The organism is Pseudonocardia sp. EC080619-01, assembly GCF_001420995.1.
Classification (GTDB): domain Bacteria; phylum Actinomycetota; class Actinomycetes; order Mycobacteriales; family Pseudonocardiaceae; genus Pseudonocardia.
In genome coordinates, this window is record NZ_CP012184.1 from 4,069,464 (window position 1) to 4,087,329 (window position 17,866).

Annotated in this window: 18 protein-coding genes; 11 read left to right on the forward strand and 7 right to left on the reverse strand. The window is 74.9% G+C overall.

Annotated features, from left to right (window positions below; translation table 11 throughout):
- Nucleotides 1-114: 114 nt before the first annotated feature.
- Both AD017_RS19035 and AD017_RS19040 read right to left on the reverse strand, forming a co-directional pair.
- Complete coding sequence (locus AD017_RS19035; protein WP_060574993.1) at nucleotides 115-579, reverse strand: MarR family winged helix-turn-helix transcriptional regulator; 465 nt, start codon at nucleotides 577-579, stop codon at nucleotides 115-117.
- The gene (locus AD017_RS19040) at nucleotides 576-1,853 is read right to left on the reverse strand and encodes an alpha/beta hydrolase-fold protein (RefSeq protein WP_060574994.1); all 1,278 of its coding nucleotides are present in this window, start codon (nucleotides 1,851-1,853) and stop codon (nucleotides 576-578) included. The genes AD017_RS19035 and AD017_RS19040 overlap by 4 nt, the downstream gene beginning before the upstream one ends.
- Nucleotides 1,854-1,888: 35 nt before the next feature.
- On the opposite strand from AD017_RS19040, the gene fepB reads away from it, so the two are divergent.
- Together fepB and glgP are read left to right on the forward strand one after the other, a co-directional pair.
- The gene (fepB, locus tag AD017_RS19045) at nucleotides 1,889-2,866 is read left to right on the forward strand and encodes a Fe2+-enterobactin ABC transporter substrate-binding protein (RefSeq protein ID WP_082398808.1); all 978 of its coding nucleotides are present in this window, start codon (nucleotides 1,889-1,891) and stop codon (nucleotides 2,864-2,866) included.
- Nucleotides 2,867-2,939: 73 nt separating this feature from the next.
- Nucleotides 2,940-5,480, forward strand: a complete 2,541-nt coding sequence (glgP, locus tag AD017_RS19050; RefSeq protein WP_060574996.1) for an alpha-glucan family phosphorylase — start codon at nucleotides 2,940-2,942, stop codon at nucleotides 5,478-5,480.
- 6 nt (nucleotides 5,481-5,486) lie between these two features.
- Here the strand turns inward: glgP and AD017_RS19055 are convergent, their stop codons facing one another.
- Entirely contained in the window at nucleotides 5,487-5,732 is a 246-nt protein-coding gene (locus AD017_RS19055) for an FmdB family zinc ribbon protein (protein ID WP_060574997.1), read from the reverse strand.
- Nucleotides 5,733-5,871: 139 nt separating this feature from the next.
- Nucleotides 5,872-7,881, reverse strand: a complete 2,010-nt coding sequence (gene glgX, locus AD017_RS19060) for a glycogen debranching protein GlgX (RefSeq protein ID WP_060574998.1) — start codon at nucleotides 7,879-7,881, stop codon at nucleotides 5,872-5,874.
- Between the two features lie 88 nt (nucleotides 7,882-7,969).
- Here glgX and AD017_RS19065 point away from each other — a divergent pair, with 88 nt between their 5' ends.
- The 7 genes from AD017_RS19065 to AD017_RS19095 all read left to right on the forward strand — a co-directional run bounded on the left by AD017_RS19065 (nucleotide 7,970) and on the right by AD017_RS19095 (nucleotide 13,899).
- Nucleotides 7,970-8,740, forward strand: a complete 771-nt coding sequence (locus AD017_RS19065; protein WP_060576476.1) for an ABC transporter ATP-binding protein — start codon at nucleotides 7,970-7,972, stop codon at nucleotides 8,738-8,740.
- Nucleotides 8,741-8,781: 41 nt separating this feature from the next.
- Nucleotides 8,782-9,561 (forward strand): enoyl-CoA hydratase/isomerase family protein, encoded by a 780-nt coding sequence (locus AD017_RS19070; protein WP_010240165.1) that lies wholly within the window; start codon nucleotides 8,782-8,784, stop codon nucleotides 9,559-9,561.
- Nucleotides 9,562-9,662: 101 nt separating this feature from the next.
- Nucleotides 9,663-10,619, forward strand: coding sequence for a class I SAM-dependent methyltransferase (locus tag AD017_RS19075; RefSeq protein WP_010240163.1), 957 nt, complete (start codon nucleotides 9,663-9,665; stop codon nucleotides 10,617-10,619).
- A gap of 10 nt (nucleotides 10,620-10,629) precedes the next feature.
- The gene (gene macS / locus AD017_RS19080; protein ID WP_082398809.1) at nucleotides 10,630-11,814 is read left to right on the forward strand and encodes a MacS family sensor histidine kinase; all 1,185 of its coding nucleotides are present in this window, start codon (nucleotides 10,630-10,632) and stop codon (nucleotides 11,812-11,814) included.
- The gene (locus tag AD017_RS19085) at nucleotides 11,811-12,482 is read left to right on the forward strand and encodes a response regulator transcription factor (protein ID WP_010240157.1); all 672 of its coding nucleotides are present in this window, start codon (nucleotides 11,811-11,813) and stop codon (nucleotides 12,480-12,482) included. Before macS ends, AD017_RS19085 begins: the two co-directional genes overlap by 4 nt.
- A gap of 93 nt (nucleotides 12,483-12,575) precedes the next feature.
- Nucleotides 12,576-13,181 carry a DedA family protein gene (locus AD017_RS19090; RefSeq protein ID WP_010240155.1) on the forward strand — a complete coding sequence of 202 codons (606 nt, stop codon included), beginning with the start codon at nucleotides 12,576-12,578 and terminating at the stop codon, nucleotides 13,179-13,181.
- A gap of 106 nt (nucleotides 13,182-13,287) precedes the next feature.
- On the forward strand, nucleotides 13,288-13,899 hold the full coding sequence (locus AD017_RS19095) for a response regulator transcription factor (RefSeq protein WP_060574999.1): 612 nt from the start codon (nucleotides 13,288-13,290) through the stop codon (nucleotides 13,897-13,899).
- 57 nt (nucleotides 13,900-13,956) lie between these two features.
- On the opposite strand, the gene AD017_RS19100 is transcribed toward AD017_RS19095, so the two are convergent.
- Both AD017_RS19100 and AD017_RS19105 read right to left on the reverse strand, forming a co-directional pair.
- Nucleotides 13,957-14,670, reverse strand: coding sequence for a DUF3159 domain-containing protein (locus AD017_RS19100; RefSeq protein WP_145982537.1), 714 nt, complete (start codon nucleotides 14,668-14,670; stop codon nucleotides 13,957-13,959).
- 120 nt (nucleotides 14,671-14,790) lie between these two features.
- Nucleotides 14,791-14,991 carry a multidrug ABC transporter permease gene (locus AD017_RS19105; RefSeq protein ID WP_060575000.1) on the reverse strand — a complete coding sequence of 67 codons (201 nt, stop codon included), beginning with the start codon at nucleotides 14,989-14,991 and terminating at the stop codon, nucleotides 14,791-14,793.
- Nucleotides 14,992-15,314: 323 nt separating this feature from the next.
- On the opposite strand from AD017_RS19105, the gene lysA reads away from it, so the two are divergent.
- Entirely contained in the window at nucleotides 15,315-16,646 is a 1,332-nt protein-coding gene (lysA, locus tag AD017_RS19110) for a diaminopimelate decarboxylase (protein WP_060575001.1), read from the forward strand.
- The gene (locus AD017_RS33510; protein WP_082398811.1) at nucleotides 16,643-17,221 is read left to right on the forward strand and encodes a TetR/AcrR family transcriptional regulator; all 579 of its coding nucleotides are present in this window, start codon (nucleotides 16,643-16,645) and stop codon (nucleotides 17,219-17,221) included. Before lysA ends, AD017_RS33510 begins: the two co-directional genes overlap by 4 nt.
- Here AD017_RS33510 and AD017_RS19115 read toward each other — a convergent pair.
- Nucleotides 17,111-17,758 carry a DUF4118 domain-containing protein gene (locus AD017_RS19115; RefSeq protein ID WP_227012780.1) on the reverse strand — a complete coding sequence of 216 codons (648 nt, stop codon included), beginning with the start codon at nucleotides 17,756-17,758 and terminating at the stop codon, nucleotides 17,111-17,113. The two genes, AD017_RS33510 and AD017_RS19115, sit on opposite strands and share 111 nt — an antisense overlap.
- Nucleotides 17,759-17,866: the final 108 nt, after the last annotated feature.

The following is a 17,866-nucleotide window of genomic DNA, read 5'->3' on the forward strand; positions in this document are numbered from 1 at the left end:
AACCGTACCCATCCGGTCCAGTCCGGGCGCGGCGGGACACGGCCCCGACACCGCAGTTCGGCATCGGTTCAGTAGCCGTTCGTGACCGGACGGTGGCCGGACCGTGCGGGCCGGTCAGGCGCCCGGACCCGGCAGCGCGGAGACGATCCGGTCCAGCAGGGCGATCAGGGTCTCGCGCTCGGCGCGGTCGAACTCCCGGTTCATCGGCGACCGCGCGGCGAGGCGCGCACCGATCCGGTGCACGGCGTCCTCGCCCTCGGGGGTGAGGCGGGCGAGCCGCTGGCGCCGGTCGCCGCCGGGGACCCGCTCGACCAGGCCGCGGTGGCCGAGGTCGCGGGCGAGTCCCGACACCCGCGCCGGGTCGACGCCGAGCCGGTCCGCGAGCTCGCCCTGGGGAAGCGGATCGCGCAGCGTGCGCAGGTAGCGGGCCTGCAGCGGGGTGAGGTCCTCGTCGGCGCAGGCGGCGTCGAGCATCGCGGTCAGCCGGCCCGCGGCCAGGAGCACCGCCTCCCCGGCGCGGCGCCCGGTCGGGTCGGGGGCGTCCCCGGCGGACGGCGGGGTGCTCGCTGATCGGCTCACCGGTCGTCCCTCCCGTGGAGCAGCGTCCCGAGCGCCGGGACCAGCCCGGCGCGCCAGCATGCAGGATCGTGCCCGCCGCGGAACTCGTGCAGGCCGGCGAGGTCGCCGCGGGTCGCGAGGACGTCCGCGACCCGCCGGGTCGCATCGCGCAGCACCCACTCCTCGGAGCCGACCTCCAGCAGCACGCCGTGCGTCCGCGGCCCCGACGGGAGCACCGAGGTCAGCCACTCGCGGTCGTCGTGCGTGTTCGGCCACCAGAACGAGCCGGACTGGCTGAGGGCGAGACCGAACCGGTCGGGCGCGGCCTGGGTGGCGTACACGGCGGTCAGCCCGCCCAGGCTCTGCCCGGCGACGACGGTGCGCGCCGGGTCGACGGTGAGTGCCCGGTGCCCGGCCGCCCACCCGAGCACGTCCTCGGCCAGGAAGGCTGTGAAACCGGGATCGCAGCCCAGCTCCCGGGTCCGGCCGTCGCCGGGCCGGGCCGCGACGCCGACGGTGCGCACCGGTGGCAGCGCCGCGGCGGCGACCGCGCCGTCGAGCACCGCGGGGAGGCCGTCGGCGAGCCGGTGGTGCCCGTCCGTCAGGACGACGACCGGCAGCGGCTCGCCCGGGTCGGTGCCCGCCGGGTCGTGCAGCCAGACCGGCCGGCCGCCGAGGTCGCCGTGCAGCACCGTTCCCCGCGGCCCGCCGGGCCGGGGCGGTGCCGGGGCGCCGGGCAGCGAGACGACCGAGGTCCCGTCGACCAGGTGCTCGCGGGCGAGCGGGTCCGGGCGGGCGGCCGCCTGGACGTCGAGGAACCGCGCCACCGCGGGGCGCCGGTGCCCGGGGACGGCGGCCAGCGCCCGGGCCCGGCGGCCACCGTCCGGTGCCGGGCCCGTCCCGGCCGGGCGCTCCGGGAGCTCGGCGACGCCGTAGCCCGCCCGCCAGTCCCGCGGCATCCGCAGGGTCAGGACCCACGCCCCGGGCAGCCGTTCCGCCGCGGTCGCCGCAGGGTGCGCGGCGTCGGCGAGCTTGTTCGGCAGCACGTGCACCTCGGCCGTCCCGGCCCGGTCCGGGACGACGAAGGTGACCGCGCACGTGCCGTCACCGAGGTCGTCGACCAGCGGGGTGCCCGCCCGGCGGACGTGCGCGAGGAACGCGTCCCGGTCGCCGTCGCGCAGCAGCCGGGCGACCGCGGGGCAGCGGTCCGGCGGCAGCCGCTCCGGTGGGGCCGGGCGGGGGACCTGCGGCGGGACCGCGAGCTCCGGCGGGACACCGGGTGGCGTGGGGAACATTGACGGCAGATTAGGCTTGCCTAATAGTACTGGCAATGAAGCAAGCTTCACACCGAGCGGTGCTGCTGCTGGCCGTCGTGCTCGGGCTCGTGGCCGGGTGCTCGTCGCCGTCCGGGGGGTCGGTGGCGGGCACCGACCCGGGCACCCGCACCGTCACCCACGCGCTGGGCACCGCCGAGGTCCCCGCGTCACCGCAGCGCGTGGTGTCGGCCAGCGTGACGATGACCGGGCACCTGCTCGCCCTGGACCTGCCGGTGATCGCGTCGGCCACCACCCGCCCCGGTGGCGGCACCGCCGACGGCAACGGGTTCTTCGTGGCCTGGGGCCCGCGTGCCGTGGAGCAGGGGACCGTCCCGCTCGGCGGCCCGACCGTCGACGTCGAGGCGGTCGCCGCGCAGTCGCCGGACGTGATCGTCGGCAGCGCGGTCGGCGCCGACGCCGTCACCCCCGAGGCCTACGCGCAGCTGTCCGCGATCGCGCCGACCGTCGTCGTCGACCACAGCTCGCTGTCCTGGCAGGAGCTGTCGGCCCGGCTCGGCGCCGATCTCGGCCGCGCCGACGAGGCGGCGGCCGCGGAGCAGGGGTTCGCAGCCCGGGCCGCCGAGGTGGGGCAGCGGATCGACACGTCTCGCGAGGCGGTCGCGCTGACCATCACCCCGGACGGCTACAACGTCTTCACCGCCGACTCCGCCCAGGGCAAGCTGCTGACCCAGCTCGGGCTGCGGCTGCGGCCGGTCGAGGCGAGCGGCCGCTCCGGGCTCGGGAACGCGGGGCAGCGCAGGGACGCCGTCCCGGTCGCGCAGGAGAACGCCGGGCAGTTCGGCGACGCCTCGCTGTTCGTCGTCAACGCCACCGACGAGCAGGTGGAGCAGCAGCGGGCGCGGCAGCCCCTGCTCGCCACGCTGCCGGCCTTCACCGAGGGACGGGTGTACGGGCTGGGCCCGGAGTCGTTCCGGCTCGACCGGTTCGCCGCCGACGCCGTCCTGGACCGGCTGGAGGCCTCCGCCGGATGACGCGGCGTGCGGGCGGCCGGGCGCCCCGGAGCGCCTGCCGCGCCACGGGCGTCACGGCACTAGGGTCCGCGCCGTGAGAGCCCTCCGCCGATTCACCGTCCGTGCCCAGCTCCCGGGTCCGCTCGCACCGCTGCAGACCCTGGCCACGAACCTGCGGTGGACGTGGCACGCGCCCACACGCGACCTGTTCGCCTCGCTCGACCCCGACGCGTGGGACGCCTGCGGCCAGGACCCCGTCCGGCTGCTGGGCGAGATCCCGACCGGCCGGCTCGCCGAGCTCGCCGACGACGACGCCGTCGCCGGGCGGGTCGCCGAGCTCGCCGACGACCTCGACCGCTACCTGACCGAGCCCCGCTGGTACCAGCAGGACCCGGACGCCGGCCTGCCCGCCGCCGTCGGGTACTTCTCGATGGAGTTCGGCGTCTCGGAGGTGCTGCCCAACTACTCCGGCGGGCTCGGCGTCCTCGCGGGCGACCACCTGAAGGCCGCCTCCGACCTGGGCGTCCCGCTGGTCGCCGTCGGGCTGCTGTACCGCTCCGGGTACTTCCGCCAGTCGCTGTCGCTCGACGGCTGGCAGCTCGAGCACTACCCGGCGATCGATCCGCAGGGCCTGCCGCTGCAGCTGCTCGCCGGTGCCGACGGCGCGCCGGTGCTCGTCGAGGTCGCGATGCCCGGCGACCGCACGCTGCACGCCCGGGTGTGGCTCGCCCGCGTCGGACGGGTGCCGCTGCTGCTGCTCGACACGGACATCGAGGAGAACGAGCCGGACCTGCGCGGCGTCACCGACCGGCTCTACGGCGGCGACCAGAACCACCGGATCCAGCAGGAGATCCTGATCGGTGTCGGGGGCGTCCGGGCGGTCCGCGCGTTCTGCGGGGCCACCGGCCACGCGGCCCCCGAGGTCTTCCACACGAACGAGGGCCACGCCGGGTTCCTCGGCCTGGAGCGGATCCGTGAGCTGTGCACCGGCTCCCCGGCGTCCCCGGCCGCGACCGCGCCGGGTACGAGCCTCGACTTCGACGAGGCGCTCGCGGCCGTCCGGGCCGGGACGGTGTTCACCACGCACACCCCCGTCCCCGCCGGCATCGACCGGTTCGGCCTCGATCTCGTCCGGCACTACCTGACCGAGCGGCTCCTGCCCGGGCTCCCCGCGGACCGGCTGCTCGCGCTCGGCGCGGAGGAGGACCCGGAGACGTTCAACATGGCGCACATGGGGCTGCGCCTGGCCCAGCGCGCGAACGGCGTCTCGCAGCTGCACGGCGTCGTGTCCCGGGAGATGTTCGGCGGGATGTGGGCGGGCTTCGACCGCGACGAGGTGCCGATCGGCTCGGTCACCAACGGCGTGCACGGCCCCACCTGGGAGGCACTCCAGGTCACCGAGCTGATCGGGTCGCCGGAGGAGCGGCCCGCGGAGGTGTCCGACGCCGACCTCTGGGCGCTGCGCAACACCCTGCGTTCCCGGCTGGTCGACGAGGTCCGCCGCCGGGTCCGCGCGGCCTGGCTGGAACGCGGCGCCTCCGAGCCGGAGCTGGGCTGGACCGACCACGTCTTCGACCGGGACGTCCTGACGGTCGGGTTCGCCCGCCGGGTGCCGACCTACAAGCGGCTCACCCTGATGCTGCGCGACCCGGACCGGCTGCGCGGGCTGCTGCTCGACCCGCACCGCCCGGTGCAGCTGATCGTCGCCGGCAAGTCGCACCCCGCCGACGACGGCGGCAAGGCCCTCATCCAGCAGATCGTCCGGTTCGCCGACGACGCCGGCGTCCGGCACCGGATCGTCTTCCTGCCCGACTACGACATGTCGATGGCCCGGTACCTCTACTGGGGCTGCGACGTGTGGCTGAACAACCCGCTGCGCCCGCTCGAGGCGTGCGGCACGTCCGGCATGAAGTCGGCGCTCAACGGCGGGCTCAACCTGTCCATCCGGGACGGCTGGTGGGAGGAGTTCTACGACGGCCGCAACGGCTGGGCGATCCCCACCGCCGACGGCGTCGAGGACCCCACGCGGCGCGACGACCTGGAGGCCAACGCGCTCTACGAGCTGCTCGCCACCCAGGTCGGGCCGGCGTTCTACGACCGCACCGACGGCGTCCCGGACCGCTGGGTGGAGATGGTGCGGCACACGCTCACCACGCTCCGCCCGAAGGTGCAGGCGACCCGGATGGTGCGCGAGTACGTCCAGGACTGGTACGCCCCGGCCGGTCGCGCCGCCGCCGGTGCCGCGGCCGACGACTACGCCGCGGCCCGGGACATCGCGCAGTACCGGGCCCGGCTGAACAAGGCCTGGAACCACGTCCGGATCACCGGCGTGGACGCCTCGGGGCTGCCCGACACCCCCGTCGTGGGATCGCCGATGACCGTGCGCGCGGGCGTGGACCTCGCCGGGCTGGAGCCGTCGGACGTGGTGGTGGAGGCCGTCGTCGGGCGGGTGGACGACACCGACGAGCTCGCCGAACCCGTCACCGTCGCCATGGAGCACCGCGGCGACGACAGCTGGGAGGTCGCGGTGCCCCTGCCGCACGCCGGGCTGACCGGGTACACGGTGCGGGTGTTGCCGCACCATCCGCACCTGGCGTCGTCCGTCGAGCTGGGGCGGATCGTGCTGGCGGGGTAGGCCCGGTCAGCCGCAGCAGCCTCCGCCGCAGCAGCCACCGCCTCCGCCGCCGCCGGCGGGGACCGGGGCGGGCGCGCCGCCACCCGGCGCGCGCCCGCCCAGCGAGACGGTGGAGAGGAGCTTGACCGTGTCGGCGTGGCCCTGCGGGCACGGCGCGGGGTCCGCGGCCGCGGCCATCGGCCGGTCCACCTCGAACGTTCCCGGCACGCCGCCGGAGGCGCAGACCCGGCAGCGGAACTCGTAGCGCGGCATGGGCCGATTATGTCCCGCCCGGGCCGCGCGCAGAACCACCGAGCACCGTCCGTGCCCGGACCACCCGCGCCGAGATGCAGCTCAGCGCTCCCGGGAGCCCCGGGCACAGCGCTGAGCTGCATCTCGGCGGGTGAACGGTTCAGCGGCTCCGCAGCAGGCGCACCGAGCGCGGCGGGAGCACGACGGTCGATCCGGCCAGGAGCGGGGCCGGGTCGGCCGGTTCGCCGTCGGGCGTGGTCGAGTCGAGGACCGGATCGAGGTCGTGCCCGTCCGGCAGGAGGCAGTCCACGGGCTCGTCACCGGCGTGCAGGAGCAGCAGCCAGTAGTCGGCGAGCAGCACCACGAGGGTCCGCCGCCCGCCGTCGTGCCAGTCCTCGGGCTCCATCGGCCGCCCGGACGGGTCCCACCAGAGGACCTCACCGTCGACGTAGAACTGGTCGCGGTGCAGCACCGGCGACTCCCGGCGCAGCGCGGCGACCTTCGCGGTGAAGGTCTCCATCGCGGCGGTCTCGTCGGTGCCGGTCCAGTCCACCCACGACGTCTCGTCGTCGCGGCAGTACGGGTTGTTGTTCCCGCCCTGGGTGCGCCAGCGCTCGTCGCCGCCGGTGATCATCGGGGTGCCGATCGACAGCAGCAGGGTCGCCATCATCGCGCGCGCCGTCGAGAGCCGGGCGGTGCGGATGCCGGCGTCGTCGGTCTCGCCTTCCGCACCGAGGTTCTGCGAGCGGTTGTCGTCGGTGCCGTCGCGGTTGTTCTCGCCGTTGCCCTCGTTGTGCTTGCGCTCGTAGGAGACGAGATCGCGCAGGGTGAAGCCGTCGTGCGCGGTGACGAAGTTGACCGACGCCCACGGGCGGCGCCCCGACAGCGCGTAGATGTCGGAGCTGCCGGTCAGCCGCGACGCCAGCTCGGCGACGCCGCCGTGGCCGCGCCAGAAGTCGCGCACGGCGTCGCGGTAGCGGCCGTTCCACTCCGACCAGGCGACGCCGAAGCCGCCGACCCGGTAGCCCTCACCGGTCGCGTCCCACGGCTCGGCGATCAGCTTGCAGGTCGACAGCGTCGGGTCCTGCGCGATCGTGGTGAGCAGTGCCGAGTCGGGGGAGAACGGGCCGGAGCGCGGGCGGCCGAGCACCGAGGCGAGGTCGATCCGGAAGCCGTCGACGCCGTAGGCGTGCACCCAGTGCCGCATCGCATCGCAGACCAGCCGGATGACCGTCGGCGACCCGGCGTCGAGGGTGTTGCCGGTGCCGGTGATGTCGGCGTCGTGCCCGGAACCGCCCAGCGAGTAGTACGCCGGGGCGTCCAGCCCGCGGTAGGACAGCGTCGTCCCGCCGACCCCGCCCTCGCAGGTGTGGTTGGGGACGATGTCCAGGATCACCTCGATCCCGGCCGCGTGCAGGGTGTCGACCAGGTAGCGGAACTCGGCGGTCTCGTTGCCGGGCACGGCCGCGTATCCGGGGTGCGGAGCGAGGAACCCGAGGGTGGCGTAGCCCCAGTAGTTCGCCGCGCCCCGCTCCAGCAGCGGCGGCTCCGGCGCGCTCGCCTGCACCGGCAGCAGCTCGACGGCGGTGATCCCGGTCCGCTGCAGCTGCGCGATGACGGCCGGGTGCGCCAGCCCGAGGTAGGTGCCGCGGTGCGCCTCCGGGACCTCCGGGTGGAGCTTCGTCCAGCCCTTGACGTGGATCTCCGAGATCACCGTGTCGGACCACGGCACGTCCGGCCGCGCCGGGCGGGATCCCCGCTCGGGGGCGGTGACCACCGACAGCGGGACGCTGCCCAGCGAGTCGACCGTGCTCGGCCGTCCGGACATCGGGTCGCCGTGCCACCCGCGGGCGGCGACGACGTCGGTGACGGTGCCGGTGACCCGTGTCGCGTACGGGTCGACGAGGATCTTGTGCGGGTTGGCGCGCAGCCCGTCGAACGGGCGGTAGGGGCCGTGCGCGCGGAAGCCGTAGCGCTGGCCGGGTTTCACCCCGGGGACGTGCCCGTGCCACACGCCGAAGGTGTGCTCGCGCAGCTCGACCCGTCTCTCGGTCAGGGCGCCGTCGACGCCGTCGACCAGGCAGACCTCGACCGTCTCTGCGCTGGTGGAGGCGACCGCGAAGCGGGTCCCGTGGTCGTCGGGGTGGGCACCGAGCGGGAAGACAGGCACGGTCGGCCAGGATAGGGGGGTGTCTTCCCCCGGGCTCCCGCACGCGAACGGTGTCACAGAGATCGACGACGACGACCTGGTGATCGGGATGGACGGTGCCACCGTCCGCCGCGGCACCACCACCCTGCTCGACGCCGTGGACTGGCGCGTCGAGCTCGACGAGCGCTGGGTCGTCCTCGGCCCGAACGGCGCAGGCAAGACGACCCTGCTGCGCCTCGCCGGCGCCGAGCTCCACCCGACGGCCGGGCGCGTCCACGTCCTGGGCGAGCGGATGGGCCGGGTGAACGTCTTCGAGCTGCGGCCGCGGATCGGACTGACCTCGGCGAACCTGGGTGTCCGGATCCCCGGGGACGAGAAGGTGGCCGACGTCGTCGTCTCCGCAGGCTACGGCGTCCTCGGCCGCTGGCACGAGGAGTACGAGAGCACCGACACCGGCCGCGCGCACCACCTCCTGGAGCAGCTCGGGATGGGCGGCTTCGGTGACCGCGCCTACGGGACGCTGTCCGAGGGCGAGCGCAAGCGCACCCTGATCGCCCGCGCCCTGATGACCGACCCGGAGCTGCTGCTGCTCGACGAGCCCGCCGCGGGCCTCGACCTGGGTGGCCGCGAGGACCTCGTCGGACGGCTCGCCGACCTGGCCGACGACCCGTACGCGCCGGCGTCGGTGCTGGTCACGCACCACGTCGAGGAGATCCCGCCGAACTACACGCACGGGATGCTGCTGCGCGACGGCCGGGTCGTCGCCGCCGGCCTGCTCGACGACGTGATGACCTCCGGACCGCTGTCGGAGACGTTCGGGCTGCCGCTGGCCGTCGAGCGCCGCAACGGCGGCCGGTACACCGCGTACCGCCGGGACTGATCACACCGCCGGCCCGCGCGGGGGACGTTAGGGTCCGCGACGTGACCGAATTCGTGAGCCTGTCCGTGGACGACGGCGTCGGGACGATCCGGATCGACCGGCCGCCGATGAACGCCCTGAACCGGCAGATCCAGGGTGAGCTGCTGGAGGTGTCCGACGAGGCGGCGACGCGCGCCGACGTGCGCGCCGTCGTCGTGTACGGCGGGGAGAAGACCTTCGCCGCCGGTGCGGACGTCAAGGAGATGGCGTCGATGTCGTACTCCGACATGGCGCCGGTGGCCCGGAAGCTGTCCGCCGGGCTGGGGGCGATCTCGACGATCCCGAAGCCGACCGTCGCCGCGGTGACGGGCTACGCCCTGGGCGGTGGCCTGGAGGTCGTGCTCGGCGCGGACCGGCGGATCGCCGGGGACAACGTGAAGCTCGGCTTCCCGGAGATCCTGCTCGGCATCTTCCCGGGCGGCGGCGGCACCCAGCGCGCCGCGCGGCTGATCGGGCCGAGCCGCACCAAGGACCTGATCTACACCGGTCGCATGGTGAAGGCGGAGGAGGCGCTGGAGATCGGCCTGGTCGACGAGATCGTGCCGGCCGACGAGGTCTACACCCGCGCGGTGGCGTGGGCGTCGCAGTTCACGGCCGGTCCGGCGCTGGCCTACGCGGCGGCGAAGAAGGCGATCGACAACGGCCTCGACACCGACCTGCGCACCGGCCTCGACATCGAGTCGGAGCTGTTCGCCGGCGTGTTCGCCAGCGACGACGCGTCGACCGGCATGGCGTCGTTCGTGGAGAACGGCCCGGGGAAGGCCACCTTCACGGGGCGCTGAACCGACGTTCCCCGCCCGGCGCCGCCGGGCGGGGAGGCGTCCCGCGCCGTGACCGAGCCCACCGGCGGTTTCCGTCGGACCGTTCTGCAAAACTCCTACTCATGAGTTCGGACCCGGCGCCCACCCCGCACGCCACCGCCGAGCAGGTCGAGGCGGCCTGGCGCGACCCGAAGCTCGCGAACGTGCTCTACCACGACTGGGAGGCGGGCACCTACGACGAGAAGTGGTCGATCAGCTACGACGAGCGCTGCATCGACTACGCCGCCGGACGGTTCCGCGCCGCCGCCCCGTGGGACGGCCGCCCCTACCTGCGCGCGCTGGAGCTGGGCAGCGGCACCGGGTTCTTCCTGCTCAACCTCATGCAGGCCGGGGTCGCCGAGCGCGGCGTCGTCACCGACCTCTCGCCGGGGATGGTGCAGGCCGCCACCCGCAACGCCGAGGGGCTGGGCCTCGACGTCGAGGGCCGGGTCGTCGACGGCGAGCACATCCCGTTCCCGGACGACAGCTTCGACCTCGTCGTCGGGCACGCGGTTCTGCACCACATCCCGGACGTCGAGGCCGCCTTCCGCGAGATCCTGCGGGTGCTGGAGCCGGGCGGCCGGTTCGTCTTCGCCGGTGAGCCGACGACCGTCGGCGACGCCTACGCCCGCACCCTGGGGCAGTGGACCTGGAAGGCCACGACGACCCTCACGAAGCTCCCCGCACTGCAGAGCTGGCGGCGCCCGCAGCACGAGCTCGACGAGTCGTCCCGCGCGGCCGCGCTGGAGTCCGTCGTGGACATCCACACCTTCGATCCCGCGGATCTGGAGCGCACCGCGCGCCGGGCCGGGGCCGACGGCGTCCGCGCCTCCACCGAGGAGTTCTCCGCGGCGATGCTGGGGTGGCCGGTGCGGACCTTCGAGGCCGCCGTCCCGCCCGGCAAGCTCGGCTGGAACTGGGCGATGTTCGCCTACCACGGCTGGCAGCGGCTGTCCTGGGTGGACGAGCACCTGCTCTCCCGGGTGGTCCCGCGCAGCTGGTTCTACAACGCGCTGGTCACCGGCACCAAGCCGCGATGACGGCCGCGCGATGACCAGCCTGCCGGAACGGGCCCGGTCACGGGCGCGGGACGCCACACTCGTCGACGTGGAGCACCCGCTCGAGCCGTTCTGGCGCGGCATCATCGCCTACCGGCTGCTGACGCTGCTCACGGTCGTCGGGATCACGCTCTACCACCTGCGCACCGGCTACGTGCTGCCGCTGGCCGCGCTCGGCGTGCTGCTGGTGATGACGGTGTGGACGGCCGTGACGTCCTGGGGCTACCTCGGCGGCCTGCCCGGCAGCCCGGACCGCCGGGGCCGTCTCGCACTCGCCGATCTCGCCGTCTGCGTCGCGATCATGGCGACGACCCCGTGGATCGTCACCCGGGCCCACCTCGACGACGGTGCGCCCGGCATGGGCTCGATCTGGACCTCCGGCGCGGTCCTCGCCTGCGCGGTCGCGTTCCGGATCCGCGGCGGGGTGCTCGCCGCCACGGCGATCTCGGCCGCGCTGGTGCTGTCGAAGGAGCGCTTCGGCGCGCTCGAGCTGGGCGACATCCAGCTGCTGGTGCTGGCCGGGCTGACCGTCGGGTTCGCGTCGCACGTCCTGGAACGCACCGCGGCCCGGCTGCGCAGGCTCGCCGCGGAGCAGGCGGCGGCCGCCGAGCGGGAACGGCTCACCCGCGCGGTGCACGACGGCGTCCTGCAGGTGCTGGCGCACGTCCAGCGCCGCGGCGCCGAGCTCGGCGGGGGCGCGGCGGAGCTCGGGCTGCTGGCGGCGGAGCAGGAGACCTCGCTGCGCGCGCTGTTGTCCGGCCCCGGGACGACCGACGCGTCCGGTCGGCGGGACCTCGGTGCCGCGCTGCGGATCCTGGCGTCGGACCGGGTGACGATCTCCGCGCCGGGCCACCCGGTGGAGCTGGCCGCCCTCGTCGTCGACGAGGTGGAGGGCGCGGTCCGCGCGGCGCTGGCCAACGTCGCGCTGCACGCGGGGCCCGGTGCGCGGGCCTGGATCCTGCTGGAGGAGCTGCCCCGCGCGATCGAGGTCAGTGTCCGCGACGACGGTCCCGGCATCCCCGACGGCCGGCTCGCCGAGGCCGTGGCCGAGGGCCGGATGGGGGTCTCGCGGTCCATCCGCGGCCGGGTCGAGGACGTCGGCGGTGCGCTGACCCTGGACACCGGGCCCGAGATCGGTACTGAATGGGTGATCAGGCTCGAACGGGGGGACACATGACCGAGGGCGGGGAGACGCCGATCCGGGTGATGGTCGTCGACGACCACCCGATCTGGCGCGAGGGCGTCGCACGGGACCTGACCGAGCGGGGGTTCGACGTCGTCGCCACCGCGCCGGACGCCCCGGCCGCCGTGCGGATCGCGGGCACGGTGCGGCCCGACGTCGTCCTGATGGACCTCAACCTCGGTGCGACGTCCGGGGTACAGGCGATCGCGGAGATCGCGGAGCGTAGCCCGGACTCGCGGGTGCTGGTGCTGTCGGCGTCCGGCGAGCACGCCGACGTCCTGGAGGCGGTGAAGGCGGGCGCGCTCGGCTACCTGGTGAAGTCCGCCGGCGTCGACGAGCTGCTGGAGGCGATCCGGCGCACCGCCCGCGGCGTCGCGGTGTTCACGCCCGGGCTCGCCGGGCTGGTGCTGGGCGAGTACCGACGTCTCGCCGAGACCCCGAAGCCCGCCGACGGCTCGCCTGCGGTGCCCGCGCTCACCGAGCGGGAGACCGAGGTGCTGCGGCTCGTCGCGAAGGGCATGACGGCCCGCCAGATCGCGGCGAAGCTCGTCGTCTCGCACCGCACCGTGGAGAGCCACGTGCAGAACACCCTGCGCAAGCTGCAGCTGCACAACCGCAGCCAGCTCGTCCGCTACGCCATCGAGCAGGGCCTCGCCGACTGACCGGGCGCGGGGGACACCCGGGTCACGATCCGGTCACGGGACCCGGCACACTCGGAGGCGCCCCCCGAACGACGCTCCCGCCCGGAGACGCCCGTGACCGACCCGACCGCGATGATCGGGTACGTGCTGGACAGCCCCTGGCTGCTGCCGCTGCTCACGCTCGCCGTGATCTGTGACGGGCCGCTGCCGTTCCTGCCCAGCGAGCCGGTGCTGTTCAGCGCCACGGCGACCGCCCTCGCCGACGGTGACCGCTGGCGGATCGCGGCCCTGTTCGGCGCCGCGCTGCTCGGGTCGCTGCTCGGTGACGGACTGCTCTACGGTGCGGGCCGCTCGTCGAACGCGGTGGTGCGCCGCCCCCGGCGCGACGACGGCATCGGCGCCTGGGTGCACCGCCACCTGCACCGACGCCCGGTCGTCGCGCTCGTGGCCACCCGCCTGCTGCCCGGTGGCCGGCTCGCGAGCGTGTCGGCGGCGGGCCGCGTCCGGCTCCCGTTGCGCGCGTTCCTGCCGGCGACGGTGGCCAGCTCGGTCGTCTGGAGCACCTGGATGACCGGGATCGGGGTGCTCGTGGGGCCCTTCACCCGCGGCGATCCGCTGCTGTCGGTGCTGGCAGGGTTCGTGCTCGCGACGATCGTCGCCGCCACCGCCGGGCTGGCCCGCCGGATCGTCCGGGCCCGCCGGCTCGCGACGGTGCGCTGACGGCACGACGCCCGGAGGGGTGGCGCCCGTTCGGGCGTCCCCGATGCGTTGCGCGGCATGCCAAGCTGTTCCGTCCGGCCGAGCGGACGGAACGGGAGACCTGCACGTGCGCGACGACCAGACCGTCCGTACCGGAGTCGTCGTCGTGGGGGCCGCACCCGTTCCCGCGGGTGCCGACGTCGTCGCCCGGGCCGGGCACGGGCCCGCCGAGGCGGTCGCTGCGACCGTCGCGCGGCTGGTGCCGTCGCTCGTCGTCGGGCTCGGGGCCCGCGACGCCGGGCTCGCCGCGATCGCCGCGGTGCTGGCCCGCACCCCCGGGATCCCGGTCCTCGCCGTCGTGGAGCCCGGCGCCGACCACACCCTCGTCCTCGACGCCGTCCGCGCCGGCGCCACCGGCGTCGCGGCGACCGACGACCCGGCCGAGCTGGCCGGCATCGCCGCGGCGGCCACGGCCGGGCGGCCCGCGTTCTCCCCGGGGCTCGCCGCGGTGGTCCTGGAGTCGGTGGCGGCACCGGCGGTCGCGGTGCCCGCACTGAGCCCCCGCGAGTCGGAGGTGTTGCGGCTGGTCGTCGAGGGGCTCACCGCGAAGCAGATCGCGGGCCGTCTGGTGCTCTCGCCGCGCACCGTGGAGAACCACGTGCAACGGCTGCTGCGCAAGTTCGGCGTGCCCGGTCGCGGTGCGCTCGTCCGGCGCGCGATCGAGCACGGTCTCGCCTAGAGAGACCGGCCCGGCCGACGGGGTGCGTCGGCCGGGCCGGTCGGTGGTGCCGGTGGATCAGGCCGGGGTGTCGATCAGCTGCTTGGTGCTGCGGCGGAAGGCCCAGACCACGACCAGGGCGGCGAGCACGGTCAGCGGGGTGCCCATCGCGACCTTGGTGATCGCCAGCCAGGTGGTGGAGTCGGCGAGGTACAGCCACTCCTTGACGACGAAGCGGGCGCCGAAGACGGCGGCGGCGGCGAGGGTCGCGACGTCGTGGGCGCGCAGGACGGTCCGGTCGCCGCGCCAGTCGTGGGTGCCGCCGTGCACGGCGTTCCAGACCAGACCGCTCAGCGGGCGCCGGGCGAGTACGGAGCCGAAGGTGACGAGGAAGCCGGCGGCCGCGGCCCAGATCCCGATCAGGAAGAAGTCCTTGGCCGAGCCGGTCCAGGCCACGACCCCGGCGGCGACGGCGACGCCGGCCAGGCTGCCCGCCGCTGCGGTGAGCTTCTCGCCGCGCACCGTCCGGAAGACGGTCAGCGCCAGGCCGGAGCCGACTGCGATCGCGATGGTCAGGGGCAGGGACAGGAACGCGTTGGCGGTCACGAAGACCACGACGGGCAGCGTCGAGTAGACGAACCCCATCGGGCCGCCCATCTGGTCGAGCAGCGTCGGCTTCGGCTGCCCGGTGGCCGCCGTGGCGTCGGCTGCGTCTGCTGCGGCGGGGACCACCGGGATCGGCCGGGTCGCCACGTCGTCGATGCGGTGGGGGGCGTGGTCCTGGACGGTCATGGCCTTCGAACCTCTTCCGACGGGGAGCGGGGTGAGCTGTCCCCAGCAGAAGGTGTGCCGCTCCGGCACCCTCAACCCGATCGTGACCTACATCACATGATGAAGGCGGGTTCGACGGCCTCAGCGGTCGGAGCGGGCGTCGCAGAGCCGCCGGGACCACAGGTAACCGACCGCTGTGACGGACAGGCACCACCCGACGGCGAGGGAGGCGCTGGTGCCCAGGTCGACCGCGTCCCCGGGGGCGCCCAGCAGTGCCCGCAGGGTGTCGATGACCGGGGTGAAGGGCTGGTACTCGGCGAACCAGCGCAACCCGGCGGGCACGACACCGGTCGACCGTCGACAGCCGCCCCTTCGGGATCCGGTGTCGTCGGAGTCTCCTCCGAGGTCGCCCACGGCCGCGCCGGTCCCGGGAACGACCAGCCTCCGGGCGCGCTGCGACCGGTGTCGTCCGCCATGGTCCGTCCCGACGTGGATCGACGTTGTCGAGTCCTTCGGCGAAGGTGGCCCTTCCGCCCGGGTCCGGCATAAGGATTGGCCGCCGGGGCGCAAACATCGTGCTCGGCCGGCGGTCACCGGCCGGGCAGAGGCGCATAACGGGAGGTAGCGCGCCCCACCCTGGGGTGCCTCGCCGAACAGGAGATCCGGTGACTCTCGCCGAACTGGTCCCGTCGCTGCGCACCACGCTCAACGCCCGCCTCGAGCCGGGGATCTGGCCGTCCACGTCCCGGACCACCTCCGCCGGGGACCTCCGTATCGGCGGCGTCGACGTCCACGAGCTCGCCAACCGCTTCGGCACCCCGCTGCAGGTCCTCGACAGCGCCGACATCCGGTCGCGCTGCCGTGCCTACCATGACGCGCTCCCCGGCGCGGAGATCATCTACGCCGGGAAGGCGTTCCTCTGCCGCGGCACCGCGCGCCTGGTGGCCCAGGAGGGATGCTCGATCGACGCCTGCTCCGGCGGCGAGGTCGCCGTCGCGGCCGCCGCCGGGGTCCCTGGTGAGCGCATCCTGCTGCACGGCACCGTCAAGACCGACGAGGACCTCAAGGCCGCGTTCGCCGCCCGGGTCGGGCGCATCGTCATCGACTCCGTCGGTGAGATCGACCGCATCGCCGCTGCGGCGCCACGCCGCCAGAAGGTGCTGCTGCGGGTACGTCCCGACATCGACGCCCGCACCCACCCGGGCCTGACGACCGCCACCGCGGACTCCTGGTTCGGCATTGCCGCCGGGGAGGTCCTCGCCGCGGTCGGCCGGATCCTGGCGCGTCCGCGGCTGCGCCTGATCGGCCTGCACTGCCATCTCGGCTCCCAGGTCTGCTCCATCAGCCGCTACGAGGCCGCCGCGACCCGGATGGTCGAGGTCCTCGCCGCCGTCCGGGCCCGCTACGGCCTCGAACTGCCCCAGCTCGACCTCGGTGGCGGTCACGCCGTCGGCTACGCCGAGGGTGAGCGGTCCACCGACCCGGTGTCGTTCGGCCGCGCGGTGCGCCGGGCCGTCTCCGGTGCGTGCACTGCCCACGGCATCGTCGAGCCGCAGCTGCTGGTCGAACCCGGCCGGGCGATCGTCGCGCGCGCCGGTGTGACGCTCTACCGGGTCGCCGCCGTCGAGCGCAGCGGCGGTCGCAGCACCGTGCTGGTGGACGGTGGCATGAGCGACAACCCCCGCCCGGCCCTCTACGGTGCCCGCTACCCCGTGCGGCTCGTGGGACGCGCCACCACGGCCGACCTCGAGCCGATGCGGGTGGCCGGGCGGCACTGCGAGTCCACCGACGTCCTCGCCGACGCCGTGCGGCTCCCCGCGGACCTCACGGCCGGTGACGTGCTGGCGATGCCGGTCTCCGGGGCCTACCAGGCGTCGATGGCCTCGACCTACAACCAGATCCCCCGCGTCCCGGTGGTCGCCGTCAGTGGCGGTGCGACGCTGCCGTTACTGCGCCGCGACACCCCCGAGGACCTCCTGCGTCGCGACATCGGATGACGTTCACGACCGGCCGGGCGGCCGCACCGCCGCGCGAACTGCTGCTCGACGCCTTCGAGCACGTCCTGCTGGACGGGGGGCCGCGATGCGCGACGACCGCCGCGGTCGCGCACCGCGCCGGGATGTCGAAGGGCGGGCTGCTCCACCACTTCCCGTCCCGCGCGACGCTGGTGCACGCACTCTGCCGGCGCCTGGAGGATCGAGTCGCGCTCGACCTGAGTCTCATGCGGGCCGCCCCGGCCGGGCGGGTGCGCCACTACCTGGGCACCTGCCTCGCCGAGGCGTCCCCGCTCAACCGCACCTTCGTCGCCGACACCCGGCTGCGCGACGCCGCCGACCCCGAGGCCGGGAGCGTCCACCGCGCGGCGCTCCAGGCCTGGCGCACCGCGCTGCGCGAGGAATCCAGGTCCCGTGCGGACGCCGATGTGGTCCTGCTCGTCGGCCACGGTGCCCGCCACGGCGCCCTACCCCCACACGAAACCGGAACCGGCACCGGCCCGGCGAGCGCACTGGCCGAGGCCGTGGACGCGCTGCTGCTCGGCGGACCGTGCGAGCACCGTCCGGGGGCGCGGTGAACGAGGGCCGGGCCGCGCCCGCTCATGCCCCCGGGTGCTCGTCCCGGTTCCCGGGGCCCGCACCTGCTCGGCGAGGGTGACCGCGACCAGCAGCTGTTCCGGGCCGGGCCGGCGCACCCGGGTGCTCGCGGTGAGCAGGAACCGCCCGTCGTCGGGGCCGCTCCCGGCCGGGAGCTCGATCACGTCCATGGTCGGGAGCCCCTCCCGTGCCACGTCGATCCGGCGCCGCCCCCACGTGAGCGAACCGTCGCGATGCAGCACCGGGCTACCAGGGGCGTCCCCGGTACCCACCGGCCCGTGCTCGTAGCGGGCCCCGTCCATGTCGAGCACCTCGACGTAGGGCACGGTGAGGAAGAAGTCGAACGCCGCGGCGGAGGAGACCGCAGCGAGCAGCCCGGCCACGCGGTCCCCGGCGACCGCGGTCGCCACGATCACGAGCACGAGTACCAGCGCGGCGCTGGTGTTGGCGAGCACCGCGCGCAGCTCGCCGGCGCCGTAGGCGACCACCACGGGGCCCACCGCGCCGGCCCATCTCATCGTCGTGCTCCCGGTCGCCGGCATCGGACCAGCACAGCCCTCGGCGTGACCCGGGACAAGCCCTGCTGACGGGATGTTGACGGGTATCGCGGTGCCCGGTCCCGGCAC

Bases quoted from the DNA above. Each gene is read 5' to 3' on its own strand.
- fepB (WP_082398808.1), top strand. From the start codon at position 1,889: ATGAAGCAAGCTTCACACCGAGCGGTGCTGCTGCTGGCCGTCGTGCTC.
- AD017_RS19115 (WP_227012780.1), bottom strand. From the start codon at position 17,758: ATGAGATGGGCCGGCGCGGTGGGCCCCGTGGTGGTCGCCTACGGCGCC.
- AD017_RS19055 (WP_060574997.1), bottom strand. From the start codon at position 5,732: ATGCCGCGCTACGAGTTCCGCTGCCGGGTCTGCGCCTCCGGCGGCGTG.
- AD017_RS19040 (WP_060574994.1), bottom strand. From the start codon at position 1,853: ATGTTCCCCACGCCACCCGGTGTCCCGCCGGAGCTCGCGGTCCCGCCG.
- AD017_RS19075 (WP_010240163.1), top strand. From the start codon at position 9,663: ATGAGTTCGGACCCGGCGCCCACCCCGCACGCCACCGCCGAGCAGGTC.
- AD017_RS33510 (WP_082398811.1), top strand. From the start codon at position 16,643: ATGACGTTCACGACCGGCCGGGCGGCCGCACCGCCGCGCGAACTGCTG.
- AD017_RS19085 (WP_010240157.1), top strand. From the start codon at position 11,811: ATGACCGAGGGCGGGGAGACGCCGATCCGGGTGATGGTCGTCGACGAC.
- AD017_RS19100 (WP_145982537.1), bottom strand. From the start codon at position 14,670: ATGACCGTCCAGGACCACGCCCCCCACCGCATCGACGACGTGGCGACC.
- macS (WP_082398809.1), top strand. From the start codon at position 10,630: ATGACCAGCCTGCCGGAACGGGCCCGGTCACGGGCGCGGGACGCCACA.
- AD017_RS19065 (WP_060576476.1), top strand. From the start codon at position 7,970: ATGGACGGTGCCACCGTCCGCCGCGGCACCACCACCCTGCTCGACGCC.